This is a genomic window from Kutzneria sp. NPDC051319 (assembly GCF_040682195.1).
Lineage (GTDB): Bacteria > Actinomycetota > Actinomycetes > Mycobacteriales > Pseudonocardiaceae > Kutzneria.
In genome coordinates this window covers 52,745-65,774 of the sequence record NZ_JBFBAM010000028.1, presented here as the reverse complement: position 1 = coordinate 65,774, position 13,030 = coordinate 52,745, and the positions used below count along the sequence as shown (strand labels likewise).

10 protein-coding genes are annotated in these 13,030 nt (G+C 70.5%); 4 read left to right on the top strand and 6 right to left on the bottom strand.

Features of this window, described 5'->3' with window-relative positions; all coding sequences use genetic code 11:
- Window positions 1–50: 50 nt before the first annotated feature.
- A complete protein-coding gene (locus tag AB0M73_RS26140) occupies window positions 51–2,246 on the bottom strand; it encodes a hypothetical protein (RefSeq protein ID WP_363895250.1) in 2,196 nt (731 codons plus the stop codon).
- 121 nt (window positions 2,247–2,367) lie between these two features.
- A complete protein-coding gene (locus AB0M73_RS26135; protein WP_363895247.1) occupies window positions 2,368–3,111 on the bottom strand; it encodes a TetR/AcrR family transcriptional regulator in 744 nt (247 codons plus the stop codon).
- 70 nt (window positions 3,112–3,181) lie between these two features.
- Here AB0M73_RS26135 and AB0M73_RS26130 point away from each other — a divergent pair, with 70 nt between their 5' ends.
- A complete protein-coding gene (locus AB0M73_RS26130; protein ID WP_363895244.1) occupies window positions 3,182–3,868 on the top strand; it encodes a DUF2306 domain-containing protein in 687 nt (228 codons plus the stop codon).
- Window positions 3,822–4,529: an SDR family NAD(P)-dependent oxidoreductase gene (locus AB0M73_RS26125; protein WP_363895241.1), complete on the top strand. Its 708-nt coding sequence runs from the start codon at window positions 3,822–3,824 to the stop codon at window positions 4,527–4,529. The genes AB0M73_RS26130 and AB0M73_RS26125 overlap by 47 nt, the downstream gene beginning before the upstream one ends.
- Before the next feature lie 171 nt (window positions 4,530–4,700).
- Here the strand turns inward: AB0M73_RS26125 and AB0M73_RS26120 are convergent, their stop codons facing one another.
- From AB0M73_RS26120 to AB0M73_RS26105, 4 genes are all read right to left on the bottom strand, one after another.
- The gene (locus AB0M73_RS26120) at window positions 4,701–4,964 is read right to left on the bottom strand and encodes an SEC-C metal-binding domain-containing protein (RefSeq protein ID WP_363895388.1); all 264 of its coding nucleotides are present in this window, start codon (window positions 4,962–4,964) and stop codon (window positions 4,701–4,703) included.
- 162 nt (window positions 4,965–5,126) lie between these two features.
- Complete coding sequence (locus tag AB0M73_RS26115) at window positions 5,127–5,969, bottom strand: aminoglycoside phosphotransferase family protein (RefSeq protein WP_363895239.1); 843 nt, start codon at window positions 5,967–5,969, stop codon at window positions 5,127–5,129.
- Window positions 5,966–9,265 (bottom strand): BTAD domain-containing putative transcriptional regulator, encoded by a 3,300-nt coding sequence (locus AB0M73_RS26110; protein ID WP_363895236.1) that lies wholly within the window; start codon window positions 9,263–9,265, stop codon window positions 5,966–5,968. Before AB0M73_RS26110 ends, AB0M73_RS26115 begins: the two co-directional genes overlap by 4 nt.
- A 19-nt stretch (window positions 9,266–9,284) precedes the next feature.
- Window positions 9,285–10,658 (bottom strand): MFS transporter, encoded by a 1,374-nt coding sequence (locus tag AB0M73_RS26105; protein ID WP_363895233.1) that lies wholly within the window; start codon window positions 10,656–10,658, stop codon window positions 9,285–9,287.
- 294 nt (window positions 10,659–10,952) lie between these two features.
- Between AB0M73_RS26105 and AB0M73_RS26100 the strand changes: the two genes are divergently transcribed.
- A complete protein-coding gene (locus tag AB0M73_RS26100; RefSeq protein ID WP_363895385.1) occupies window positions 10,953–12,119 on the top strand; it encodes a CoA transferase in 1,167 nt (388 codons plus the stop codon).
- Window positions 12,116–13,021, top strand: coding sequence for a hydroxymethylglutaryl-CoA lyase (locus tag AB0M73_RS26095; protein WP_363895230.1), 906 nt, complete (start codon window positions 12,116–12,118; stop codon window positions 13,019–13,021). Before AB0M73_RS26100 ends, AB0M73_RS26095 begins: the two co-directional genes overlap by 4 nt.
- Window positions 13,022–13,030 lie beyond the last annotated feature (9 nt).

Here is a 13,030-nt window from a genome sequence, read left to right as displayed (position 1 = left end):
GGCCGACCGGGCTTCCCCGGTTGGTCTGGTTGGACTGATTTCGGGGGCTGCTAGATCCGCGGGCCTGAGGCCGCCATGACGGCCTTCGCCGCGGGCGGCCAGTTGCCGTCCGTGACCACCGTCGTGTTGGTGATGACCACGTTGGTGCCGAGATTCTTCACCACGGTGTTGTCAGTGAAGTTGTCGTGGATCGCGATGTCGTGGATGGTCGGCGTCCACATGCCGACCCACCGGCCGGTCTGGTTGCTGACCACGTTGTCGTGGGTGTCCCAGTAGGAACTGCCCTCGTCGTGGTAGAGCATGTTGTTGTTGTGCGGGGCGTCGTGCACCCAGTTGCCGACGACGGTGCTGGGGGCCTTGGGGTCCTGGCCGCCGAGCGTGTAGATGGGCCCGCCGTCGAGCAGGGTGCGCATGACGTCGTGGATGTTGTTGCCGAGGATGTGGTTGTCGCCGGAGTAGATGGTGCCCCGCCGGCAGACGGCCAGCCCCTGCTTGGCCTGGAGCTCGCACGGCGACGCCCAACCCCAGCCCCAGCCGAGCGAGATCCCGGAGTACGGGGTGTGGGCGATCTCGTTGTGGTCGATGACGGTCTGCCGGCCGTGCCCCACCCAGATGCCGACGGCGTCGTGGTAGTCCCGCCCCACGGTGGTGATGGTGTTGTCGGCGATGGTGGTGTCGAGCGTCATCCGCGACGGATCGCTGAGGTAGTAGTCGTCGACCTCGCCGACGGCCACTCCCCCGGCGCTGGTGTCGGTGATGAGGTTGCGGGTGATGGACGAGTCCTGGGTGCCGTCGGTGAAGGCGACGCCGACGTCGCCGAGGTGGGTGAAGGTGTTGCCGGTGACGCTGATGTTCTTGCCACGGTGGAATTCCAGCGCGGCCGGCGGGCGCAGCGGCGCGTGCGGGGCCTTGACCGCCCACTGGACGCCGGCCTGGTTGTCGATGTAGCCGACGTGCGAGGGCAGCGTCCAGGTGGTGCCGGTGAAGGTCAGCCCGGAGACGGACACGTCGTGCACCGGGCGGACCGCTTGCGGTGTGACGGCGAACGCGTCGACCAGGAGGTTCGGCCCGGCGTTGGTCAGGGTGACGGTGTGGCGTCCGGGGTGGAGATTCCGCGCCGAGTAGAGCACCTGCTGGGCCAGGCGGACGTCGCCGTGCGAGGAATGTGCCGCGGGGTCACGCTTTCCGTCCACGGTGACGGTGAACGCGCCGCCGTCGGCGGTGGTCTCGCCGAGAACGTCGAGCCCCGCGCCGGTGAAGGTGTAGCTGATCGAGGCGCCGGCGGCCTGGGTGGCGTGCACGCCGTCCTGGAAGTCGCCGAGCTGCCGGCCGGTCGAGTTGGTCCAAGCGCCGGAGTACGTGCCGGCGGAGTCGTCGACCGGGGCGATGTGGCCGGGCGTGCCGCTGGCCTCGACGAGCGTGTCCAGCAGGGGAAGTTCGACGTCGGCCTGGGCGATGTTCTGCCCGGGCAACGGCATGTAGTAGAGCTTGCCGGCACCGCGGTCGAGGTACCACTGGCCCGGCTCGGTCAGGAACTGGTAGGCGTTCTCCAGCCAGCTGACGCCGTCCAGCTTGGGCAACCCGTTGCCGTTGAACGGGAACTGGCTGTTGATCACGGAGACGTTGTTGTCCTGCCAGCAGTCCGGCTGCACGGTCAGCGCGGACCCGGTTCCCGCGGCGGTGATCGAGGAGAGCGGGCAGCGCATGTGCTTCCACTTGTTCTCCTGCACCACCTCCACATCACCCTGGTTGGTCACCTTGGCCAAGGACGGATCCGGGGTGGTGAACCCGGTCGCCGTCGCGGTGAAGGTCGCCGAGTTCAGGGCGGTGCGGGCCCGCTCTGCCCGTGCGCCATCGACGAACAGCTGCCGCGTGTCGGTGCCGCGCGGCACCCGGGCGACGTAGATGTTCTTGGCCGGATCGGACAGGGTGAAGCCGGTGATCCGCCTGGCGCCGGTCAGGACGGGCGTCTCGCCGGGGTAGGCCCGGATGGAGACGTTGCTCTGGTTCAGCTCGATGGTCCGGGACAGGCGGTAGGTGCCGCCGCGCAGGTAGAGGACGGAGCCGCTGTGCAGGCGGTCGAGGGCCGTCTCCAGGGTGCAGGGCTGGTGTTTCACGCAGGTTCTGCCGAAGCCGCCGGGGGCGGCGTAGAAAGCGGTGTCGGGTGCGGCGGTTGCCGGCACGGCCAGGCCCGCGGTCGTCACAACCGCCGCAGCCAAGCCCAAAGCCAGCCGTAAGTGCCTCATGACCAGCGCCTTTCGCCAAGTCGCAGTGCAGGGTCACGAGCGGCGGCGTCACCACGCTAGGGAGCTAGACATCCGATGTCAAGAACGTTTACATCGGTTACAACCGGCGATTCACGGTCCTCTAGGGGCCAGTCATCTGATGATTCGCCCGCACGGCGATGGCGTCCAGGATCAGTCGCAGGCCGTAGGTGAAGTGGTCGAAGTCGAACGGCGCCGACGTGAACGCGCCCGACTCGACGATCTCGGACAGGGCCGGGAACCGCTGCGGGTCGATCAGCCTCGCCACCTGCTCGACCGTCTCCCGCGCGCTGTCCGGGCCGACGTCGCGGCGCACCTCGTCGCCGACGATGGCCATCGTGGCCTCGGTGCGCACGTAGCCCGCCACCAGCAGCATCACCGACATGCGCTCGATCGGCTGCAACGCCGTGTCGTGCAGCAGGACCAGGCCGGCCTCCAGCCAGCCGAGCTGCCCCGGCGAGAGCGGCGGGCCGGTGATCTCCATGCGAGGCATCCAGGGATGCCGCCGGTACACCGCGAGCAGCGTGCGCGCCCATGTCTCCAGGCCGGCCCGCCAGCCGTCGTTCGGGTCGTCCTGTCGCGGGGGCTCCGCCAGGCCGGCGTCCAGCATCACCGCCTGGAGCTCGTCCTTGCTGGCCACGTGCCGGTAGAGGGACATCGTGGCGCAGCCGAGCCGCTCGGCGAGCCGGGCCATGGACAGCGCGTCCATGCCCTGTTCGTCGACGAGCTCGATGGCGGCGCGCACGATCCGCTCCCGACTGAGGGCCGGGCCGGTCGACCTGGTCGGCTTCGGCTCCAGGTCCCACAGCACACGCAGCGTGCGCGGCAACTGATCCACGAGCGACATCGTAACGAAGCGTACTTGCTACGCTCCGCGTATGGCATACGCTCGCGGTCGCCGATGGCCGTTTGTCCTGATGATCTTGGCTGTCGCCTTCGTAGCCTTCGAGATCCCGCCCTACTTCACCGGTGACCCTACGCAGTCGCGCATCCAGCCCGAGCCCCAGCTGGCGGCCTATTTCCCGGTCCTCACCGCGCACGTCATTCTCGGCTGCAGCGCCCTGCTGGCCGGCTGCCTCCAGGTGTGGCCGTGGCTGCGCGCCCGTCACCCACGCGTGCACCGCATCACCGGGCGCGTCTACGTCGGGCTGTGCATCGTCGCCGGGATCATGGCGCTCTACCTGGCCACCAACACGCCGTACGGGCCGGTCGCCCGGGCCAGCAGCACCGTGTTGGCCACGCTGTGGATCGCGACGTCCCTGGCCGGATTGCTCGCCGCACGACGCAAGGACTTCGCCGCCCACCGGCGGTGGATGATCCGCAGCTTCGTGCTGGCCTGCTCCATCGCGACCAACCGCATCTGGGTGGTCGTCCTCGTGATCACGCTGACGCCCAGCTTCCCCAGCGACAACCTCGCGCTGCTGATCACCACCGCCGGCCTGTCGTCGTGGCTCGGCTGGACCCTGCCGCTGCTGGGCGCGCAGCTGTGGCTGGACCGCGACTACCGGCGTCGCGCCGTTGACCTGGACCGCACTCCAGGGCCTACGGTGGGCGATCATGACGGCAATCCTGATCACCGGAGCGAACAAGGGTCTCGGGCTTGAGACCGCCCGCCAGCTCGCCGCCGCCGGCCACCAGGTCTGGCTCGGCAGCCGGGACGCCGACCGTGGCCGCCGGGCCGCCGCCGAGGTCGGGGCCGTGTTCGTGCAGCTCGACGTCACCGACGACGCCTCCGTAGCCGCCGCGGCGGACACCGTCGCCGCGGGCGGCGGCCTCGACGTGCTGGTCAACAACGCCGGCGTCCAGGTCGAGATGGGTCCGGACGGCGTGCTGGCCACCGGCGACCACACCGGCGAGGTCATGCGGACCACCCTGGACACCAACGTCGTCGGCCCCGTCCGGGTGCTGCACGCCTTCCTTCCCCTGCTGCAGCGGTCCGCCTCGCCCGTCGTGGTCAACGTCAGCAGCGGGCTCGCGTCCCTGACCCACGTCAGCTCCCCCGACTTCCAGGCCTACGGCTACCCCGGCGTCGCCTACCCGACCTCCAAGGCCGCCCTCAACATGATCACCATCCAGTACGCCAAGGCCTTCCCGTCCATGCGCATCAACTCCGTCGAGCCCGGTTTCACCAGGACCGACCTCAACCACAACACCGGCACCCAGTCCGTCGAGGACGGCGCCCGCGTCATCATCGGCCTCGCCCTCCTCGGCCCCGACGGCCCCACCGGCGGCTACTTCGACGCCAACGGCCCGCTCCCCTGGTAGCCACCAACCGCGAGTCCCGCTCTCCGGCACCCATGTGTCGACTTCCGGCACATGGGTGCCGGCTCTCGGCCGGGCCGCGCCGTGTCAGGTCTCGTCCTGATAGACCCGAACATCGACCGGGATGGTGTCCCTGAACACCAGTCAGGACGGCGCCGTATCTTCTGGCTCCACTCACGAAGCAGGCCTGACTCCTTGCCGCGCAACGCCGACGGCCCCGGTGCCAACCTTCGACCGCCACATGTGCGCGCCACATTCGACTCCCAGCGCCACATGCGCTCCACATGTGGCATCGGGCGGGTGGGGTGGGTGGGGCGTCAGTCGCGGATGTAGTAGTGGCCGAGGGTGTCGTCGAAGCGGCCGTGGGGGCGGCAGCAGCGCTTGAAAGCGGCGCCCGGAACCACAGGGGCAGGGGTCGTTGCCGCCGAGCTTCTCGATCAGCTCGGTGTCCTCGCCGACGACGCGGGAGCCGCGTTTGACCCGGGCCTCGCTAGAGGGAACCCCCGGCGGCGCTTGCTGGTCGGCTCAAAACGGCACCTCGAACTCGTAGCGGTCCATGACTGCCTCCCTGGGTTCGGCGGAACCGTAGCGGGTGGGCCGTCACGAGGGCGAAGGGAATTTCGCGGTGCGGCGGAGCCATGCGGCGGCGGTGGCGCAGCGCTGGGCGACGGAATCCTCGGGCTCGCCGTTGAGGACGGCGAAGGCGACCTGTTCGAGGCCGAAGGTGCGGTACCAGGTGTGGGCCCGGCGCAGGGTGTCGGCCGGGACTGCCGAGGCGACGGTTTCCCAGCCGTACCAGGCGAGGCAGGCGGCGTCGGTGGCCGGGTCGAAGGGCTGGGCGAGGTCCCAGTCGAGCACGCCGACCAGGCGGTGATCGGCGGACCAGTGCATGTTGTCGCCGGCAAGGTCGTTGTGCACCAACGAAGGCGTCACGGCAGGCAAGGTAAGGGCGTCCTCGATGCGGCGACGGGCGTCGGAGCGCACGTCTGCGGGCAGGCGAGGGACGACCTCGTCCAGCATGAGCGAGGGCCAACGGGAGCCGCCGGCGTACTCGTGCGGTTCGCCGAGGAGGCCGTCCAAGAGGGCCAAGTCGATGCCGCGCAAGGCATCGAGCAGGCGAACGAGCTCGGCGGGGTCGACGGCCGTGCCGCGCGGAAGCCCAGAACCGGGAAGCCAGGACAGGACGACGACGGTGTGGCCGTCCACTTCGACCACCTCGGTCAACGGAACGGGCACGGCGAACGGCAGGTCCATGGAGTTCAAACGCCGCAACAACTCCGTACGCCGCGGCAACAACGAGACAGCGGTCGGCTTGCGGGCGATACGCACGACGGCCACGTCGGGGATCACCACGGCGCTGTGCGAGCCGCCGTGGGCCACAAAAGCGCCGTGGAGGGACTGACCGGGCAGAACGGCGGAGGCAACGTCGAGCAAGTCGGTCATTGGAGTGGCTCCTGGGCAAGTGCGGCCAGGCGGGGCATGCCGAGGCGCGCGGCGATGGCGTTGGCCTCGCGAGCATGGGGCAACGCCTCGGCCCGAGGGAGCAACAGGGCGAGCTGGTAGTGCCCCCCGGCGACACGCGGCGCGAGGCCGGCCGCGGCGTTGGAAGCGTTGGCGGCACGGAAGTGGTCGACGGCAACGGACGTCCAGCCGCAGCAAGCGGCGGCGAGGCCGAGGTAGAGGTGCACGGACCCGCCGGTGATCACGGCGTTGGAGCCGGTGGTCATATGCAGCGCGGCATACGGCAGCAGGCGCTCGTACGCCTCGGCGCAGGCCGTTGTGTCGCCGAGGGCGGCGCCCACCTGGGCGTAGGAGCCGTAGACAGAGAGCCGGTACCACTCCTGCACCTGGGCCTCGGCGATCGGCGGCCAGGTGTCGAACTGCTCCCGCGCCCGGTCGAGGTCGCCGATCATGCCGTAGAGGTTGGCCAGTGTGAACCGGGCCATCAGCGACGAGCCGAAGCCACGGGTGATGGCAGCCACGGCGTCGCCGACCTCGGTGCTGATGGAGGCGGTGTAGTAGGCCCGGGTGATCTCGGTGCCGGCATGGGCGTGTGGGTTGTTGCCGCGCTCGGCCAGCCGGCTCGCCCGGTCGAGCAGGGCGTTGGCCTCGGCGAACCGGCCCCGTCCGTGGGCGATCGCGGCCCGGCCGAGGCTCAGGTGCCAGCGCACCAGCTGCCAGTTGAGCCGCGTGGCCACTCGCTCGCACAGGTCGAGCTCGCCTTCGGCCTCGTGCACGCGGCCGAGCTGCATGAACGCGTCGTACCGCCACAGGTGCCCCCAGCACGCCGCCGCGTCACCGGCCCGGGCGCTCAGCGCCACGGCCCGGCTGCCGAGTTCGAGCCGTACGACGGCGCCGCCGGGACCGGAGTGGGCGTGCTTGTGCGCCCGCAGGGCTTCGATCAGGGTGGTGGGGTCGTCGAGCCGTTCGGCCATGGCCAGCGCGGCGCTGCTGGTGCGCATGGCCTCATCCGCGGCGTAGTCCGTGACCTCGATGACCGCGCGCATCGCCAGCAGTCTCGACCGCAGCACGCTGTCCTCGGCCGGGAGCTCGGCCAGCGCCTGCTCACACCACGGCTTGATCGTGGGCAACCACAGGGGGTCGGCCTGTTCGGGCATCACGAGCGCGGCCCGCGCGAGTCCGATCGGATCGCCTGTGCGCCGCGCCAGTTCGGCCGCCTGCTCACTGGTCCGTTGAGCCAGCTCGATGGCGTTCGACAGGTACTGGGCGGTGGCCTTGCCGATCAACAGGTCGCCGTCCGGCCGGCCGAGCGCCGCCAGCGCCTGGTCGAACAGCCGCGCGGCCTCCTCGTACGCGAACTGGCTCAACGCCTGCTCGGCGGCACGGGAAGCGGCCAGCGCGGCCGCATCGGGATCGCCCAGCGGCAGCGCCGCCAGGCGGTGATGCGCGATCTGGGCCAGGCCGTCGAAGTGCTCGGCCGCACGGAGATGGATCCGGGCCCGGTCGACGGGCGTGAGATCGAGCATCAGGCTGTCCCGCACGAGGTCGTGCGCGAAGCGGAAGCCCGGCAACACCACTGACGCGGCAACGGCTTCGGCCAAGGCGTCCAAGGCGTCCTCGATGGACGATCCGGAGACGGCGGCCAGCGAGACGGGGTCGATCTCCACCGACAGCACGGAAGCCGCGCTCAGCAGCGTGCGGCAGGACGGCGACAGGACGCTCAGGTACTGCCGGATCGCGTCCCGGGCGCCGGTGGGCACCTCGGTGATCGGGGCCTTCGGGTCCGTGCGCCGGAGCCGGCCGATTTCCCGGACGAACAAAGGGTTTCCGCCGGTGCGGTGGGCCACTGTGGCCACCTCGTGCGGATCGCACGGCCGCCCGAGCTCGGCGGTCAGCTGCTGGCCGACCTCGTCCACCGACAGCCCCGACAGCTCCAGCCGACTGGCCCCGGGGAGCCGGGTGATCTCCGCCAGCGTCTCCCCGCCGCGCGGTGTCTGCCGCAGCTCGTACGGGCGAAAGGCGCCGACCAGCATCAACGGGGCCCCGACGACACCACGGGCGAGGTGGCTGAACAGCAGCAAGGAAGCGGGATCGGCCCAGTGCAGGTCGTCGACGACGATCACCAGCCCGCCGGCGGCGATCCTGGTGATCAGCGCCGTCACCTCGTCGAAGAGCGCGAACCGCTCCTCGGCGGTCGGCTCGCCGGCGACGTCCGACCGCCGGATCTCCGGCACGATGCGGGCGATCCGGTCGCCGGAGTCGCCCAACACCTCGGCGGCCACGGTCGGCTCGGTCTCGGCCAGCCACTGCCGGAAGATCTGCCGCCACGGCCAGTACGCCGGCGCACCCTCCTCGGCCACGCCCTGACCCCGCAACACCCTGATGCCACGCCCGAACTCGTCCAGGAGCGAGCTTTTGCCGATGCCGGCGGCGCCTTCCAACAGCACCACCGTCGGTCGGCCCGACAACGCCTTGGCCTGCCACTCGGTCAGCAGGGCCAACTCCGGCCGGCGGCCGACCAGCGTCGGGGCGTCCGGCTCGACGAGGCGGTGCTCCAGCTTCTCGTCGTTACGCAGGATGGCCAGCTCCAGCCGCCGCAGCTCGGCACCGGGATCGATGCCCAGCTCCTCGGCCAGATAGGCCCTGGTGCGGTGGAAGACGTCCAGCGCCGGCCCGGCCCGACCGCCTCGGTACAGCGCCAGCATCAGCTGCCCCACCAGCCGTTCCCGGGTCGGGTGGGCGTCGACGAGGCCGAGCAGCTCCTCGACGACGTCCCGGTGCCCGCCCAACCCGAGCAGGGCGTCCACCCGATCCTCGACGGCGACCAGCCGCGTCTCCTCGACGCCGGAAGCGAGCGTGTCCCGCGTCCGGTCCGAGGCCACGTCGGCCATGACCGGGCCCCGCCACAGGCCCAGCGCCTCGTCCAGCACCTCCAGCCGTGCCCGGTCGTCGGCTGTCTTCCGGGCCTGAGCGATCAGGGCCAGGAACCGGTGCACGTCGATGCGCATCGGGTCGCAGCGCAGGAGATAACCGGTTCCGTGCGTCTCGATCTCCACCGGCAGCCGGGACCGCAGGTCGGAGACGGCCACCCGGACGGCGTGCGAGGCCGAGCGCGGCGGGGACTCGGGCCAGACCAGGCCGACCAGCCGGTCGATCGGGACCAGCCGGTTGGCCTCCCAGGCCAGGACGCCGAGCACCAGCCGCCGCTGTCGCGGTCCGAGCGCCACGAGCTCGTCGCCAACCTGGGCTTCGACCGTGCCCAGCACCCGGATCTGCACCCTGTCCGTTTACCACACCTCAGCGAGGATTGATCGCTTCCACCGACCGCCCCGAGGTGCAGGGGCCGAGCACCGCGACGTCCACCGCCACGAGCACCAGCGCCGCGGCCACCACCGTGAACACGACGGTCGAACCCCCGTTGTTCAGCAGTGGCAGCAGCAGGAACGGCATCGCGCCCGTGGCCAGGCGGGACAGCGAGTACGTCCAGCCGGTGGCCGAGGCGCGCAGCTCCGTGGGGAAGATCTCGGCCTGATAGATGTGGTAGGCGTTGGAGAAGACGTTGCTGATGGCCGTGAACGCGAAGCCCGCGATGACGATCAGTGCGGGCGAGCCGGCCGTGGCGAACAGGATGCCGACCACGGCCATTCCGAGCACCGAGCCGATCACCAGGAACTTGCGTTCGATCCGGTGGATCAGCGGCACCGACAGCAGCGAGCCGATCGGGTAGCCGAGGAACGACAACGCCGTGTAGAGCAGGGAATGCTGCACGGTGAAGCCGCGCGAGGCCAGCACCAGCACGGCCAGCGTGCCGAAACCGTAGTAGCCGAAGGTCTGCAACAGGTGGAACGCGCCGAGCATGAGCATCCGACCGCGGTAGGGCTGCTTGGCCAGCGCGGCGGTGGTCAGCGGCTTCTTGGCCTCCCCGGACGGCGTCGTCGCCGTGAACGGGGACGGGCTCGGCTGCCGGCGCAGCGGCTTGGCCTGCGTGAACTCCTTGAGGGCGCGCTCCGCCTCGTCGTGACGGCCGGCCGACTCCAGCCAGCGCGGCGACTCCGGCAGACGGCGCCGCAGCACCAGCACGCCGATCGCGCCGACGGCGCCGATGGCCAGCAGCCAGCGCCAGCCGTCGATGCCCAGCGGGGACTGCGTGGCCAGGCCGAGGCTCAGGAAGCCCAGCGCCGGCACGGCCAGGAAGGAGCAGGTGTACGCCCACGCCGCGAGCCGGCCGCGGGAGCCGGCGGGCAGGACGTCGCTGAGGTACGCGTCGGAGACGGGGTACTCGGCGCCCACACCGATGCCGGCCAGGAAGCGGCAGGCCACGACCGTCGCGGCGTTCGGACTGAAGGCGCCGAGCAGGGAGAACAGCGAGTACCAGAGCAGGGAGAACAGGAACAGCCGGCGGCGGCCGAGGCGGTCGGCCAGCCGCGACACGAAGAACGCGCCGACGAACATGCCCAGGAAGGCCGAGGCCAGCACCAGTGCCAGTCCGGTGCCGGACAGGCCGAACTTCGAGGTCAGGGCCGTGCTCACGGTGCCGGCGAGGAACACCTCGTACATGTCGAAGAACAGGCCGAGGCCGACCGCGAGGACCACCCTCAGGTGCGTCCGGGTGACCGGCAACTCGTCCAGCCGCTGGGCCACCCGTGACCGGGTCGAACGTTCGTCGAGCATCGAATCCACGCCTCCAACCACCACGATGTGATTACTTGGCCACCCAGTGATGGAGCACGGTAAACCTCTTCACATACGACAACAAGTGCGGTCCCACCCCCTGGACACCCCGCCCGCTGTCAGTGCGCGTCAGACTGGCCTCCCAACGGCCCATGCGGTCCGCATGGGCCGTTCGAGTCGGGGCACGTGCGGGCGTGATTGAGGCGACAGTTCAGGGTTGTGACACCGGGAGTACCTTCATTGTGGTGAGTGCACCGCATTGTGGTTGAGGAGGTAGTCGTGGGCAAGCGGCCGATGAGCGGGATCCGGGTGCTGGAGCTGGGCAACTACATCGCGGCGCCGACGGCCGGCCGGCTGCTGGCCGACTTCGGCGCCGACGTGATCAAGGTGGAGCGGCCGGCCGGCGGCGACGAGCTGCGGCGCTGGCGTCTGGTCGAGGGCGACACCTCGCTGCTGTACCGGACCATCAACCGCGGCAAGCGGTCCGTGACGCTCGACCTGCGCAGCGACGCCGGCCGCAAGATCGCGCTGGACCTGGCCTCGCACTGCGACGTCGTGCTGGAGAACTTCCGCCCCGGCACGCTGGAGCGCTGGGGGCTCGGGCCGGACGAGCTGCGGGCCGTGCGGCCGGACATCGTGCTGGTGCGGATCTCCGCGTACGGACAGAACGGCCCCTATCGCGACCGTCCGGGCTTCGGCGCGATCGCCGAGGCCGTCGGCGGCCTGCGGGAGCTGACCGGGGAGCCCGATCGGCTGCCGGCGCGCACGGGCGTCAGTCTTGCCGACTCCGTAGCCGGGCTGTACGCCGTGATCGGGGCGTTGATGTGCCTGCTGCGCCGGGAAGGCGGGGCCGTGGACGTCGCGTTGCACGAGGCCGTGTTCAGCCTGACCGAGTCGTTGCTACCGGATTTCGAGGCGTACGGAGTGCAGCGGGAACGGCTCGGCGGGCGGATGGAGGGCGTCGCCCCGAGCAACGCCTACGCCTGCGCCGACGGCACGGTGATCATCGCGGGCAACGGGGACTCGATCTTCCGGCGGTTCATGGACGTGATCGAGCGCCCGGATCTGGCGTCGGATCCCTTGCTGGCCACCAATGACGGCCGCTGGGCTCGCCGGGACGAGATCGACTTCGCCATCGGACAGTGGACCCGGCGGCACGACATCTCGTACGTGCTGTGCACGCTGGAGAAGGCCGGCGTGCCGGCCGGGCGGATCTACCAAGCCGCCGACATCGCCCGCGATCCCCAGTACCTGGCCCGGGGCATGGTGCAGCAGCTCGACGTGCCCGGGATGACCACCCCTATCGGATTTCCCGGTGTGGTGCCGAGGATTGACGACAAGACGACCCGGGTCCGTTCCCTGGGGCCGGATCTCGGGGCCCACACCCGTGACGTGCTGGCCGGGCTGCTCGATTTCACCGACGACCAGATCGACGATCTCTACGCCGAGGAGGTGCTGTGAACGACGTCGTGGTGCGGGATGTGACGTTGCGGGACGGGTTGCAGCTGGTGTCCGCCGTGTTGCCCACCGCGGAGAAGATCTCCCTCGCGCGCTTCCTTCTTTCCTGTGGGTTGCCCGCGCTGGAGGTCGGGGCCGTTGTCCGGCGCGTGCCGGCGATGGCCGACACCCTGGATGTCGTTGCGGCGCTTGATGCTTCCGAGCTGGATCGCTGCTGGGTTCTCGTGCCGAATGCGAAGGGCGCTAGGCTGGCGGTCGAGGCCGGGGTGCGTCGGATCCAGTACGTGCTGTCCGTTTCCCCTTCGCACAACAAGGCCAACGTCGGCTGCGACGTCGGGCAGAGCCTCGACGGCCTGGCCGAGGCCGTCACGCTCGGCGTTCCGGTGCAGCTGGCGCTGGCCACGGCGTTCACGTGTCCGTTCGAGGGTCAGACGCCCGAGGATGCCGTGCTGGCCGTGGTGACGGACGCCCGGGCGGCCGGGGTGGACAGCGTGGTGCTGTGCGACACCATCGGGCAGGCCGTGCCCGCGCAGGTCTCCAGCCTCACCGCCGCGGTGGGCGGCGAGGTGTGGTTCCACGGCCACGACACCTGGGGTTTGGGCGTGGCCAACACCGTTGCCGCCATCAACGCCGGCGCGGTCGCCGTCGACGCCTCGCTCGGCGGGCTCGGCGGCTGTCCCTTCGCGCCTGGGGCGAGCGGCAACACCGCCCTGGAGGACATCCTCTACGCGCTGCGGCCGAACTGGCTCACGCCGTCGATCTTCCAACGGCTCGTGGCTCGCGGTTCGGCCCTTGTCTCGGCCTTGGGCGAGCCGTCACGCAGCCGCGCCGCCGAGGGCGCCACCCGGTCGCCGGGCAGCCATCCGTGGGCGCTCGGGAGTACGCGGTGCGGCTCGACCATGTGACCATCGAGC